The sequence below is a fragment of the Pseudoalteromonas sp. SCSIO 43101 genome, assembly GCF_023650775.1.
GTDB lineage: Bacteria > Pseudomonadota > Gammaproteobacteria > Enterobacterales > Alteromonadaceae > Pseudoalteromonas > Pseudoalteromonas apostichopi.
In genome coordinates, this window is the sequence record NZ_CP072673.1 from 189,021 (window position 1) to 202,657 (window position 13,637).

Genomic DNA, 13,637 nt, shown 5'->3' on the forward strand with positions numbered 1-13,637 from the left:
TATCATTGATTTAAAGTAAATTATTGCTTTAAGTGGTGTTACACTACTATGCTGGTAGTTTGAAAGTTTTAATTAGTATAAATTGCCACTGAATAGATTACTTTTATTAATAGTAAAGTATTAGTAAATATAAAATATAGCTGTTTATAAAATTTCATTAAATTAGTTTTTAAGCTGCTATATAGTTTTAAGTACTCGAAATACATTAGCTTCAATAGCTTTATTGTGAAAATGGGAAGGAAATAATGAAACTAAAATCACTTACTATTGCGTTAGCACTTGCTGCAACTAGTACAACAGGCTTCGCTGCCGAAAAAGAAGGTTTTTATATTGGCGCATTCGGCGATTACTATGATAACTCTTGGGAAAATGTTCGCGATTATCCGCCAGGTGGATTAAATGTAGATGATTCAACTGGATGGGGTCTGGAATTAGGTTATCGTTTTAGCGATTATTGGAGCGCTCGTTTAGAGTACGCTGATATGGACTTCGATTGGAATGCAGAGCTTAATGATGGCACATCTGTAAGTGGTTCAGAAAGCGGCAAGCGCTACGGTATCGATGCGCTATACCATTTAGGTGGCGGCCCTTTCTACGGTATTTTCGGTCTTAAAAATCTGGATGCAGTTGACGAAGATCTAATGTTCGCAAACGTAGGTGCTGGTTACCAGCACTACTTCACAGATAACTTTGCTTTTAATGCTGAAACATCTTTATACCAAGGTCTTGATCGTGGTTATACAGATGTTGGTGCTAAACTGGGTATTAGCTATATCTTTGGCGATCAAAGTGCGCCTGCTCCGGTAGAGCCTGCACCTGTAGTCGCTGCACCAACTGACAGTGATAATGACGGTGTAATGGATGCAGATGATCAGTGTGCAAACACACCGATGACTGATGCTGTCGACAGCACTGGTTGTACTCTGTATGAAGAAAAAGAGGCAACTATAACTTTACTAGTTACGTTCCCGCATGACGTTGCAGAAGTACCTAATCAATACTTTAGCGACATTGCAGATGTTGCAGCCTTTATGAAAGAAAATGAAGGTACTTCAGTAGTACTTGAAGGGCATGCATCAGCAGTTGGTGACGCTGATTACAACATGATGCTTTCTGAAAAGCGTGCTAAAGATGTTGCTGAAGAGCTAGTTAAAGACGGCATTTCTTCAGATAGAATCTCTACGGTTGGCTATGGTGAAGAGCGTTTGAAAAATAAAGCGTATACACTTGAGGCACATGCAGAGAATCGTCGCGTAGAAGCTCAAATCACGAGCGTTGAAAAAGTTAAAGTACTTCGTAAGTAAGTTATTATATTTAAGGTAGAAATTCCTTATTTAATTAATAATATATAACTAGGGCCGGACTAATTTTATTAGTCCGGCCTTTTTTTGAATGAAATTCAATATTTACTTTCCTAAGAAACAAGTTAATCTTAATTTGTACCAATTTTAGATGTAATAACCATCATATATTGATATGAATCACCTAATCAAAGTTCAAATTATTGTAGTATGGTGTTTAATCACCTTGTTGAATTATTATTAGGTTATATAATTATTTTTAATGACGTGTAATTTGCACCAGTCCGACATGGATTATTAAGGTGCTTTATGTCGCTGTATTTAGTTGATGCTATGGAATTATAAAAATTTACTAGTTGTTTGAGTTTATTAAGTTTGGATTAATTACTCATCACCTATCTTGACTGAGTGTAGGCTACACTGCCTTTAGTTACTAAAATGGAAGGGAATGAAACATGAAACTAAAATCACTAACTATAGCTTTAGCGCTTGCTGCAACAAGTGCTTCAGGTATCGCTGCAGAAAAACAAGGTTTTTATATAGGCGCATTTGGCGATTATTATGATAACTCTTGGGAAAATATCCGTGACTATCCACCTGGCGGTTTAGATGTAGATGACTCAACTGGGTGGGGTTTGGAATTAGGTTACCGCTTCAGCGATTATTGGAGTGCTCGTTTAGAATATGCTGATATGGATTTTGACTGGAGCGCTGAAACCACAGCCGGTACCACTGTAAGTGGCTCTGAAAGTGGTAAGCGTTACGGTATTGATGGCTTATATCATTTTGGCGGTGGTCCTTTCTACGGTATTTTTGGTTTAAAAAATCTTGATGCTGTTGATGAAGATCTAATGTTTGCTAACGTAGGTGCCGGTTACCAACATTACTTCACCGATAACTTTGCATTCAACGCTGAAACATCTTTATATCAAGGTCTTGACCGTGGTTACACAGATGTTGGTGCAAAGCTAGGTCTTAGCTATATATTTGGTGATCAAAGCGCTCCTGCTGAGCCAGTAGAGCCAGCTCCAACTGTTGTTCCTGTAGCTGTTGAGCCAGTAGATAGCGATGGAGATAATATCCCAGATGCTGATGACCAGTGTGCAAATACACCAATGACAGATGCTGTTGATGGTACTGGTTGTACATTGTATGAAGACCGTGAAGTGTCTAAGACTTTACTAATCACATTCCCTAACAATACATCTAAAGTATCTCAACAATACTTAGACGATATTGATGCTGCTGCTGCGTTTTTGAAAGAGCACCCAGGAACAGACGTAGTACTTGAAGGTCACTCTTCGTCAGTAGGTAAAGCTGACTATAACAAGTGGTTATCTAAAAAACGTGCTGATGCTGTTGCTAAGAAACTAATTGAAGATGGCATTGACCCAATGCGTCTTACTACTGTTGGTTTAGGTGAAGAGCGTCTTAAAAACCCAGCAAATACGCCAGAAGCTCACGCTGAAAACCGTCGTGTTGAAGCGAAAGTGACTGTTATTGAGCGTGTTAAAGTAGAGCGTTAATCTAACCCTTTACGCAAATTTTAAAACCCAGCCTAGTGCTGGGTTTTTTCATTTTAAAGCCCTAGAAATTGATAGATAGGAATGATTCTTAATAAATATTCATTTGAATAGCGTTTTTTTCTAGTACTATTCATGCTATTTATAGTGAGTATTAAAGCCTCTAACTACAGCATGGATTTTCATCTATACTTAAAAGCTTTATAATTAACCGTCAGAATACTATAAGTACTGGGTCTTAATTGGTATTTAGCTTACTACTACCGAGTACTTTCACGTCACCAAGAGGGCAATATTGTGCTACAAGAATATCGTAAACACGTAGAAGAACGTGCCGCGTTAGGTATCGTACCAGCGCCATTAGATGCTCAGCAAACGGCTGATCTTATTGAACTAATCAAAAATCCACCGGCAGGCGAAGAAGAATTTATTGTTGATCTTCTAGTTAATCGCGTACCACCAGGTGTTGATGATGCTGCTTACATCAAAGCAGGTTTCTTAGCTGCAGTTGCAAAAGGTGAAGCGAGCTCTCCACTTGTATCAAAAGAAAAAGCAGCTGAGCTACTTGGTACTATGTTAGGTGGTTACAACATCGCACCTATGATTGATCTTTTAGATGACGAAGCGCTAGCACCAATCGTTGTTAAAGGTTTATCAAACACATTATTAATGTTCGATGCTTTCTACGATGTAGAAGAAAAAGCGAAAGCAGGTAACGAGTTTGCTAAGCAAGTAATCGAATCTTGGGCAAATGCTGAGTGGTTTGTAAACAAGCCTGCAGTTGCTGAAAAAATCTCAGTTACAGTATTCAAAGTAACTGGCGAAACAAATACTGATGACCTTTCTCCTGCACCTGATGCATGGTCACGTCCTGATATTCCACTACATGCTTTAGCAATGCTGAAGAATGAACGTGATGGCATCAATCCTGACAAACCAGGTGAAGTTGGTCCAATCGCACAGCTAGAAGAGCTTAAAACGAAAGGTTTACCTCTTGCATACGTTGGTGATGTAGTTGGTACGGGTTCTTCTCGTAAATCTGCAACTAACTCTGTACTTTGGTTCATGGGTGATGATATTCCTCACGTACCAAACAAACGCGTTGGTGGTGTATGTTTAGGTGGTAAAATCGCTCCTATCTTCTTCAACACAATGGAAGACTCTGGTGCGTTACCAATTGAGCTACCTGTTGATGAGCTAAACATGGGTGACCAAATCGATATCTTCCCATACGAAGGTGTTGTTAAGCGTCACGGTACAGATGAAGTTATCTCTACTTTCTCTCTTAAATCAGACGTAATTCTTGATGAAGTTCGTGCTGGCGGTCGTATTCCACTTATCATCGGTCGTGGTTTAACTGATAAAGCGCGTGCATCACTAGGTATGGAAGCTGAAGATATCTTCCGTAAGCCAGCTCTTGTAACTGATTCTGGTAAAGGCTTCACATTAGCTCAGAAGATGGTTGGTAAAGCATGTAACATGCCTGGCGTACGTCCTGGTCAATACTGTGAGCCGAAAATGACAACTGTTGGTTCGCAAGATACAACAGGTCCTATGACGCGTGACGAACTTAAAGATCTAGCGTGTTTAGGTTTCTCTGCAGATTTAACAATGCAGTCTTTCTGTCATACATCAGCTTATCCTAAGCCAATCGACGTAAATACTCACCACACACTTCCTGATTTCATCATGAACCGTGGCGGTGTATCACTTCGTCCAGGTGACGGTGTAATCCACTCATGGTTAAACCGTATGTTATTACCAGATACAGTAGGTACTGGTGGTGACTCGCATACTCGTTTCCCTCTAGGTATTTCATTCCCTGCGGGTTCTGGTGCGGTAGCATTCGCAGCAGCAACTGGTGTAATGCCTCTTGATATGCCAGAGTCAATCTTAGTACGTTTCAAAGGCGAAATGCAGCCAGGTATCACATTACGTGACCTAGTTCATGCTATCCCTTACTACGGTATCAAAGAAGGTCTTCTTACTGTTGAGAAGAAAGGTAAAATCAACGAATTTTCTGGTCGCGTGCTAGAAATCGAAGGTGTTGAGCACCTAACTGTTGAGCAAGCTTTCGAACTTTCTGATGCGTCAGCTGAACGTTCAGCTGCAGGTTGTACAGTTAAGCTTTCTAAAGAGTCTATCGCTGAATACCTAGAGTCAAACATCGTAATGCTTAAGTGGATGATCTCTGAAGGTTACGGTGATGTGCGTACTATTGAGCGTCGTATCAATGCAATGCAAGAGTGGTTAGCTAATCCTGAGCTTATGGAAGCTGATGCTGACGCAGAGTACAAACATGTACTTGAAATTGATCTTGCTGACATCAAAGAGCCAATCCTTTGTGCTCCAAATGATCCTGATGATGCACGTCTTCTTTCAGACGTAACAGGCGAGAAAATCGACGAAGTATTCATCGGTTCTTGTATGACTAACATCGGTCACTTCCGTGCCGCAGGTAAATTACTAGATGGCTTCAGTGGTCGTATCCCAACTCAACTTTGGGTTGCACCACCAACGAAGATGGATAAAGACCAGCTTACTGACGAAGGTTACTACGGTATCTTTGGTCGCGTAGGTGCACGTATCGAAACTCCAGGGTGTTCACTATGTATGGGTAACCAAGCACGTGTTGCTGATAAAGCAACTGTTGTTTCTACCTCTACGCGTAACTTCCCTAACCGTCTAGGTACTGGCGCGAACGTATTCTTAGCATCAGCAGAGCTTGCTGCAGTAGCAGCAATCCTAGGTAAATTACCTACACCTGCTGAGTACCAAGAGTATGCAGATAAGATCAATGCAACGGCAGCTGATACATATCGTTACCTGAACTTCCACCGTATGCCTCAATACACTAAAAAGGCAGACCAAGTAATCGTTCAACAAGCTGTTTAATTAGAGATAAATTAAATTGCAAGAAAAGCCCGCATTAAGCGGGCTTTTTATTTTAGATAAAATTTCTAAATTACTTGTTTATTCGATCTTAAAACTACATAAACAATCATTGCTGTTTACATAATAACGCAAAAATTTCCTATCAATTGCATTAAAATCCTCGCCAATATTCTCAACGTATTAAGGCGAGATCTAAATGACTACATTAAACAACCAGAACCTTCTACAACTTCGTTTTGTAAGCCAAGCGCATATTGACGCAGTAAAACCTTCTTTTGCTAACCTACCTGCGAATCCATACGCAGATGGTGAGTTTCGTAAGCGTCGTTATTCAGTAATTAAAGTTGTTGATGGAGAATTAAAATTACAACCAACAAAAGCATTCGTGCAAGATGACTCAATTAATACCTTTCAAGGTAATGTTGAGCGTACTTATGAAAACCTAGAAGATAGCTTATTAGCGACTGATGGCATGAAGCAAATCGTTAATCAGTTTCGTGATATGACAGGTATTAGCGATGACCGCAATATTGAAATTCACCAATTTAGAATGCTTGCTATCGACAGCGACACACCTGCTGCGCCTGAAGGTGTTCACCAAGATGGTTTTGATCACGTTTGTGTATGTGGTGTATCACATGAAAACCTAGAAGGTGGTGAGCTACTTGTTTATGAGCACCAACAAGCTGAGCCATGTTTCAAAATGGAAATTAAGGACGGCATGTTTGCGCTTATTAATGACCGTGAAGTATGGCATAACGCAACCCCAATGAATAAATTAGACGCAAGCAAAGAAGGTTACCTTGATTGCTTCGTACTAACTGCGTAAGGGTATATCATGAACTTAACGCAATTACGTCGCCAATTCCCTGCGCTTATGCAACAAGTTGCCGGTCAGTCACCGATTTTCCTTGATGGCCCGGGTGGCTCTCAAGTGCCACAGTCAGTTTTAAGTGCCATGACTGCTTATTTGGGTTACTACAACTCAAACTTAGGCGGTGCATTTTTCTCAAGTGACAAAACAGTAGAGTTAATGGCAAACGCTCGCCAAGCTGCAGCCGACTTATTAAATGCGCCATCTAAAGAGCAAATCGTGTTTGGTGCAAACATGACAAGCTTAACGTTTAGCTTTAGCCGTGCAATCTCGCGTGATTGGACTGCAGGTGATGAAATTATCGTCACCAATGCTGATCACTTCTCAAATGTATCATCTTGGCAGCAAGCTGCTGAAGATAAAGGTGCTACTGTAAAAACAGCCCTTATCAACGAAGCTGATTGCAGCTTAGATATGGCACACTTGGAAAGCCTTTTATCTAACAAAACAAAGCTTGTTGCAGTGACATATGCATCGAACACTACTGGCTCAATTAATGATATTAAACGCATCGTTGAACTTGCACATGCTGTTGGTGCGCTAGTATATGTTGATGCCGTTCATTATGCACCTCATGAGCTTGTGGATGTACAAGCACTTGATTGCGACTTCTTAGCCTGCTCTGCGTACAAGTTCTTTGGCCCTCACCTTGGTATTGTATATGGCAAACGTGAGCACCTAGAAGGTTTCACGCCATATAAAGTTGAGCCTGCAAAAGATGTTGCGCCAGGTCGCTGGGAAACTGGAACACAAAGCTTTGAAGCATTGGCTGGCTTAATTGCTGCTGTGGACTACATTGCTGCAATTAGTGAGCTTGATGATAGTCACTCACGCCGAGATAAATTAGCTGCTGCATTTGCTATCACTAAACAACACGAAATGGCATTAAGTAAGCATTTCTTAACGCGTTTGGCTGATTATCCGCGTATCAAGTTGTTCGGTATTGATGCTTTAGATCGTTTATCTGAGCGTACACCGACTTTTGCACTAACTTTTGCAGACATTGAGCCACGTATTGTTTCTGAGTTTTTAGGTAAGCAGCACATTTGTGTGTGGGATGGTAACTTCTATGCCCAAGGCTTATGTAAGCAGCTAGGGGTATTAGAAACCGGCGGCGTAGTTCGCATTGGTTGTATGCACTACAACACTATAGAAGAGCTCGATAAAGTTTTTGATTTATTTGATCAATTACTAGCAGAGTAAGTTGCTAGCTTTAAGCCCTAAATGATAAGTTTTAAGCAGCCTGACAGGGCTGCTTTTTTATGCCAATAAAAAAGCGCGACATCAAATGCCGCGCTTTTCATAATTTTTAGCAACTTACATCGCTTTAAATCGAATCGCTGTGCCGCCACTGGTAGCAAGCTTTAACGTCAACTTATCATCAGCAGTAACAATGCGTTTTTCTACTTTTAAGTCGTAAGGGTTATTAACCCACTGTGCTTTATCACCGTCACGGTAGATTTGCGCTTCAAACTTTTTGCCTTTATCTAAGAAGTCTAATTTCACTTCTAAAGTGCGGGCTTTTTCGTCTGTGACAGCGCCTAGATACCAGTCGTTACCTGAGTATTGCTCACGCTTGCGCTCTTTACGTGCAAATACAACGTAATCGCCAACTTCGCCTTGTAGTGCAATACTTTGTTGCCAATCAGTTGGTACGTCCTGAATAAACTGAAATGCATCTGGCTTGGCCAAGTAATTACGTGGTAAATCAGCGGCCATTTGAATTGGGCTGTATATTACAACATATAGCGCTAATTGCTTCGCTAGAGTTGTTTGTGGGCGATTGGTATCGGCACCTAGACCGTTAAAGCCCATATCAAAAATACCTGGTGTGAAATCCATTGGGCCGGCAAGCATACGGGTGAAAGCAAGCATTGGAATGTGCTCAGGTGGGTTCGGCGGTGTACCCCATGCGTTAAACTCTTGGCCACGAGCACCTTCACGAGCAATCCAGTTCGGGTATGTACGACGTAGGCCAGTATCTTTTACTGGCTCATGCGTATTGATACTAATCTTATGCTTAGCAGCAAGTTTCACGTTGTATAGGTACTCGTTTACCATGAACTGACCATCGTGCCATTCTTTACGGACAATGCCATTTTCATCGATACGCTTGATGTTACCACCGTCAGCTACATAACCTGTTTTAACTTGGCTTACATTTGATTTTTCATATAACGCAAATGCAGCTTCCATTTGGTTACGGTAGTTAGTCACGTTACCTGAAGTTTCGTGGTGACCAATTAATTGCACGCCTTTTTCTTTGCCGTAACGTGTTAGCTCTTCAATATCAAAGTCGTCATAAGGTTGAGTAAAGCTAAATACATCACCGTTATAAAACCAGTCGCCATCCCAGCCAATATTCCAGCCTTCGACTAGCACGCCATCAAAGCCATATTTAGCAGCGAAATCCATATAATATTTAGTGTTTGCAGTGGTTGCACCATGAATTTTACCGCTACCCCAAGTATTTTCATTGATGTGCATACCCCACCAAATACCTACGTATTTACCCGGTTTAACCCAAGATACATCACCGAGTTTATTCGGCTCGTTTAGGTTTAAGATGATATCAGAATTGATTAAATCAACGGCTTCATCACCAATTTGAATTGTACGCCAAGGTGTATTGAATGCGCCGTGCTTTTTAACTGCTACACCGTCTGACCAAGGTGTTAAATCTGCTTGGAAAGTACCATCACGACGTTGATTTAAAACCATGCCTGCATAATCAACAAGGGCAGCTTCGTGAATACTGATATGCACACCATCTTTATTTTTTAAAGTAAATGGTGTGTGCACAAGTGCGGCTTTATGAAGTGGGGTAGTGTTATAAACATACTCATAACGGTTCCAACCTCGGGCGGGGATCCACCAAGCTGTTGCATCTGATGAATCTGTAATAGCAAACTCTGTAAGCTCTTTAGTGATTTCTACATCATCATAGCCAGCTTGTTTTGGTAATTCGTATCGAAAACCTACACCATCATTAAAAGCGCGAAAACGTACTGTAAACGTGCCACCTTGTGGTTGTGGCTTTTTAAAGGTAACAGCGACTTCGTTATGGTTATCAACTACTGTTTGGCGTTCACCCCAAGGTTGCTCCCAGCTGCTTTTTACCGAATCAGAGGTTTGGCTGCTAATTTTGTAACCTTCGCTCATTGCTGGTTGTTGTTTAAAAACAAGGCCTAACGAAGAGTTAGCAATGACTTGTTTACCTGCAAAGCTGATTTCGTAGCTAGGTGTGTGTTGCTCATCTGAGATAGTTACTTTGATCTGCCCATCAGGTGAACTGACGGTTGTGGTTTGTGCTAGGCAAGTACCTGAAAAGGCTGCTAACATTAAGGCAGTTAATCGCATTGTTGTTCCTTGGCGGCTTATGGTTATGGATTGTTGTCACGTATTCACATACATCTTTAAAGCATAAAGTGACTTGCCGGTTAATACGAGAGATCTGCATACGTATTCAACAAAGTGAACGCTGCGATACCAAGTCCAGCACCTAAAAAGGTTTAGCAAAAATGACAAGAATAACCCTGTTGCTACTACTATTGTTTAGTCAATGTTTATTGGCACAGCAAATACAGATAGTTGATAAGCAGAATCAACCTCTCAAAAATGCCGTGGTTTGGCTTAAAGGTTCAAAACAAGTTACAGCTCTTGATAGTCATTATACTATGAGTCAAAAAAAACGTGCCTTTGTGCCTCATGTGCTGGCAGTGCCACAAGGGGCTAATGTTGAGTTTCCTAACCTTGATTCAATCATGCACCACGTTTATTCATTTTCTAAAACAAAGCAATTTGAGTTAAAGCTTTACCACGATAAACCAGAAAAACCGATTAACTTTGCACAAACAGGCGTTGTCGAGCTTGGCTGTAACATTCATGACTGGATGCTGGGTTATATTGTAGTCGTTGATGGCGGTATTTATGGGCAAACCGATGAGCAAGGTATGGTTGAACTAAGCTTACCTGAAGGTAAGTTTACTTTGGCTGTTTGGCATGACCGATTTAATGATATCAGCACACCAGAAACCATCGAGATCAAAAACACGGCTAAGCAATTAAGTTATCAGTTAAAACAAACTTTATTACCAAAATTAGAACTAAGCAGCGACGAATTTGATGATTATTAATAAATGGCACGCCTTGGCATTATTTAGTGTTGTGGGGTTACCTATACAGGCCTTTGCCGAGCATGATGGGCAGCTAACCGTAACGGCTGTGCGTGGCGACCAACTGTCGAGTTATCAGCGTAAGGGAATCGGCTTATACCGTTATGACCAAGAGCATGATGGTGTCGTAATATCACAAGCTATGCTAAGTAGTCGTTTTGAATTAAATAGCGATTGGTCTGCGCATACTGTGCTTAACGCTCATCCAGATCCTGAACTGTCAGTAGGCTTTACTCAGGCTTATTTACAATATCAGCCTCTCACTGCAAGTCGCTACAAATGGGCTGTTAAAGCTGGTGGCTTTTATCCAAAAATGTCACTAGAGAATCCACAAAGTGGCTGGATGTCACCTTATAACTATACTAATTCTGCGATTAATACATGGATTGGTGAAGAGGTACGTGCTTTTGGTTTAGAGGCAAGCATTAAGCGCCCAGGTCGACAGTTTAGAAGTAACCACAGCTTTGAAGGGGTTGCCTCGGTGTTTAAAGGCAATGATCCCGCCGGTACTTTATTGTCATGGCGGGGCTTTGCTATGCATGATAGGCAAACTACCTTTAATGAACGTATTGATTTTGCAACCCCTAATTCATTTAATTGGTATCAGTTAAGTAAGCAAGCTGAGCATGTTGAGCCTTTCGAAGAAGTTGATGGCCGCTTTGGTTATTACGTTGGCGCGCATTGGGATTATCAGAAGCGATCGCAATTACGTGTTTATTATTATGATAACAATGGCGATCCAGGTGCTTTGAATACCGATACTGGTCAATACGCATGGGATACTCGCTTTTTAAGCGTTGCTTGGCTATATAAAGTTAATAAGCAAACACGCATTATTGCGCAATTGTTAGATGGTAAAACTTCAATGGGCCCTCACCGTGGGGTAGATAATGATTTTTATAGTCATTTTGTTTTATTAAGCCACAAGTTAGACCAGCATCGTCTCACAATTAGGTATGATTATTTCAAGGTTAGCGATCATGATGATTGGCAATTTGATCCTAACCAAAGTCGTGGAGAAGCTTTAACCGCAAGTTGGCGTTATCAACTGTCAACTCAGTGGCAAGTAGGTGCTGAATATTCAGTGCTGAGCAGTGACGCTCAAAACAGACCCGGTATGGGATTTAATGAGCATAACTCGCAGCAGCAATTGCAATTTTCAGCGAGTTGTTTTTTTTAATTTCATACACTTTTTTAGTTTTTCTACTAACATTCTAATGAACGTGCTGATTAGAATTTGAATTGGGATAATGTATGAAGTTACAAAGCATTCGCGTCAAAAGCTCTTTACCAATTGTGCTACTTGGCATTGCTGTCGTCATTTTAATTGCCGGCTATACCTATCTAATTAACCTTCAAAAAGAAGCGATTGATGCACAGTCAGAACGTTTCTTAAATGCGGTTTCTGTGGTTGTTAATGCTGACCGAGACCTGTACCAAGCTAAAGTGGCAGAGTTGCATCTTGTTACTCAAATGAAAGGTGATAAAGAGCAACTAACAGATCACCAAGAAAATGCCGAGCAAGTTAAAGAACGATTTAAGCAATATCTATCTTATATGTCGCCATACTCTGAGATTACGAGTCAATTCCGTAACTTTGATAGCGCATTTGATGCATGGTACACAGCATCAACAAGTTACATAAATAACCCTGCTGATGCTTCGCAAAGACAAGCTGCAGAGCAATCCTTTTCGGCACTACGTGATATTTTAGATAAAGCCGGTGAAGCGGCAGATAAAACCTCTCAAGCAGAAACAGAAAAGCTGATGGATAAAGTAATGGGCTTTAAAGTGATGCTTATGCTGATGATTGCAGTTGTTCTGGCAGTTGCTGGTTGGTTTAGTTATTTTGTGCCACGCCAGCTTACAAAACAAATTAACTTTGTCACAGAACGAATTAACGAAATTGCCTCTGGAGATGGAGATTTAACAGGTCGTATTAATGTTAAAACGCAAGATGAATTTGCTGAGTTGGCTACTGCATTCAACCGCTTTTTAGATAACTTACAACAGTTAATCAAAGATATTTTAGAACAAGCGAAAGAGCTACATAATCTTGGTAATGATTTAGACAACTTTGCTAATCAAAACCACCAAGTAAATCAAAAGCTCAGCCAAGCGTCTGAGTCGATAGTCAGTGCTGTACACGAAATGAGTGTAGCAAGTCGCGAAGTGGCCAATGTGGCGCAAAACTCATCTCATGAAGCCGATAATTCACAACAGCTAGCTAAACAAGGCTTAGCTGCGGTTGATAATTCAAGCCGTAAAATTATTGCGCTGTCAGACAACATGGAGCATGCCAGCCAGCGTTCAACAGAATTGCAGCAAAGCTCAGACAACATCGCCAAAGTGCTTGAAGTAATTCGAGCAATAGCTGAACAAACAAATTTGCTTGCTCTGAATGCTGCAATTGAAGCCGCGCGCGCCGGTGAGCAAGGTCGCGGTTTTGCGGTCGTTGCTGATGAGGTTCGTACCCTAGCAACTCGCACACAAGAAAGTACTAATGACATTCAAACTATGGTTGAACAGTTTGCTACAAGCGTTGAGCAGTCACTGCAAGCTATTAATAGTGGTAAGCGCTATGCCGATGAAGCGGTTGAGTCATTTACACAAACCAATGATGTGCTTAACTCAATGCAAGAGTCATCAGTTAAGGTAAATGATATGGCGATGCAGACAGCGCAAGCGACGGAAGAGCAAACTGCTGTGGCAGATGAAATTAGCCAAAATTTATCAGACTTAAACGATCAAACCCAACAAGGGGGCGGCTTAGCAAGTTCAACACAAGAAGTAGCTAATCGTATGAACCAACTCACTGATGAGCTCAATCATTTAGTAAATCGATTTAAAGTCTAATCATAAGCCAACA

The 13,637-nt window shown here is 41.0% G+C and carries 9 protein-coding genes; 8 read left to right on the forward strand and 1 reads right to left on the reverse strand.

Annotated elements, in window-relative coordinates; genetic code table 11:
- Nucleotides 1–245 precede the first annotated feature (245 nt).
- The 5 genes from J8Z25_RS00940 to J8Z25_RS00960 all read left to right on the forward strand — a co-directional run bounded on the left by J8Z25_RS00940 (nucleotide 246) and on the right by J8Z25_RS00960 (nucleotide 7,796).
- Entirely contained in the window at nucleotides 246–1,304 is a 1,059-nt protein-coding gene (locus J8Z25_RS00940) for an OmpA family protein (protein WP_130049982.1), read from the forward strand.
- A 452-nt stretch (nucleotides 1,305–1,756) separates the two neighbouring features.
- Nucleotides 1,757–2,827, forward strand: a complete 1,071-nt coding sequence (locus J8Z25_RS00945) for an OmpA family protein (protein ID WP_130049981.1) — start codon at nucleotides 1,757–1,759, stop codon at nucleotides 2,825–2,827.
- A 294-nt stretch (nucleotides 2,828–3,121) separates the two neighbouring features.
- Complete coding sequence (gene acnB / locus J8Z25_RS00950; protein WP_130049980.1) at nucleotides 3,122–5,719, forward strand: bifunctional aconitate hydratase 2/2-methylisocitrate dehydratase; 2,598 nt, start codon at nucleotides 3,122–3,124, stop codon at nucleotides 5,717–5,719.
- Nucleotides 5,720–5,915: 196 nt separating this feature from the next.
- Complete coding sequence (locus J8Z25_RS00955; RefSeq protein ID WP_130049979.1) at nucleotides 5,916–6,548, forward strand: 2OG-Fe dioxygenase family protein; 633 nt, start codon at nucleotides 5,916–5,918, stop codon at nucleotides 6,546–6,548.
- Between the two features lie 9 nt (nucleotides 6,549–6,557).
- The gene (locus tag J8Z25_RS00960) at nucleotides 6,558–7,796 is read left to right on the forward strand and encodes a cysteine desulfurase-like protein (RefSeq protein ID WP_250661534.1); all 1,239 of its coding nucleotides are present in this window, start codon (nucleotides 6,558–6,560) and stop codon (nucleotides 7,794–7,796) included.
- Nucleotides 7,797–7,910: 114 nt separating this feature from the next.
- Here the strand turns inward: J8Z25_RS00960 and J8Z25_RS00965 are convergent, their stop codons facing one another.
- Nucleotides 7,911–9,953 carry a glycoside hydrolase family 97 protein gene (locus tag J8Z25_RS00965; protein ID WP_250661535.1) on the reverse strand — a complete coding sequence of 681 codons (2,043 nt, stop codon included), beginning with the start codon at nucleotides 9,951–9,953 and terminating at the stop codon, nucleotides 7,911–7,913.
- A gap of 161 nt (nucleotides 9,954–10,114) precedes the next feature.
- Here J8Z25_RS00965 and J8Z25_RS00970 point away from each other — a divergent pair, with 161 nt between their 5' ends.
- The 3 genes from J8Z25_RS00970 (at nucleotide 10,115) to J8Z25_RS00980 (ending at nucleotide 13,624) form a co-directional block, all read left to right on the forward strand.
- Complete coding sequence (locus J8Z25_RS00970; RefSeq protein ID WP_130049975.1) at nucleotides 10,115–10,729, forward strand: methylamine utilization protein; 615 nt, start codon at nucleotides 10,115–10,117, stop codon at nucleotides 10,727–10,729.
- Nucleotides 10,719–11,948: a hypothetical protein gene (locus J8Z25_RS00975; protein WP_250661536.1), complete on the forward strand. Its 1,230-nt coding sequence runs from the start codon at nucleotides 10,719–10,721 to the stop codon at nucleotides 11,946–11,948. The genes J8Z25_RS00970 and J8Z25_RS00975 overlap by 11 nt, the downstream gene beginning before the upstream one ends.
- A 74-nt stretch (nucleotides 11,949–12,022) precedes the next feature.
- Nucleotides 12,023–13,624 carry a methyl-accepting chemotaxis protein gene (locus J8Z25_RS00980; RefSeq protein ID WP_130049973.1) on the forward strand — a complete coding sequence of 534 codons (1,602 nt, stop codon included), beginning with the start codon at nucleotides 12,023–12,025 and terminating at the stop codon, nucleotides 13,622–13,624.
- The last annotated feature ends 13 nt before the right edge of the window (nucleotides 13,625–13,637 follow it).

Bases quoted from the DNA above. Each gene is read 5' to 3' on its own strand.
- J8Z25_RS00940 (WP_130049982.1), top strand. From the start codon at position 246: ATGAAACTAAAATCACTTACTATTGCGTTAGCACTTGCTGCAACTAGT.
- J8Z25_RS00945 (WP_130049981.1), top strand. From the start codon at position 1,757: ATGAAACTAAAATCACTAACTATAGCTTTAGCGCTTGCTGCAACAAGT.
- J8Z25_RS00955 (WP_130049979.1), top strand. From the start codon at position 5,916: ATGACTACATTAAACAACCAGAACCTTCTACAACTTCGTTTTGTAAGC.
- J8Z25_RS00960 (WP_250661534.1), top strand. From the start codon at position 6,558: ATGAACTTAACGCAATTACGTCGCCAATTCCCTGCGCTTATGCAACAA.
- J8Z25_RS00965 (WP_250661535.1), bottom strand. From the start codon at position 9,953: ATGCGATTAACTGCCTTAATGTTAGCAGCCTTTTCAGGTACTTGCCTA.
- J8Z25_RS00970 (WP_130049975.1), top strand. From the start codon at position 10,115: ATGACAAGAATAACCCTGTTGCTACTACTATTGTTTAGTCAATGTTTA.
- J8Z25_RS00975 (WP_250661536.1), top strand. From the start codon at position 10,719: ATGATTATTAATAAATGGCACGCCTTGGCATTATTTAGTGTTGTGGGG.
- J8Z25_RS00980 (WP_130049973.1), top strand. From the start codon at position 12,023: ATGAAGTTACAAAGCATTCGCGTCAAAAGCTCTTTACCAATTGTGCTA.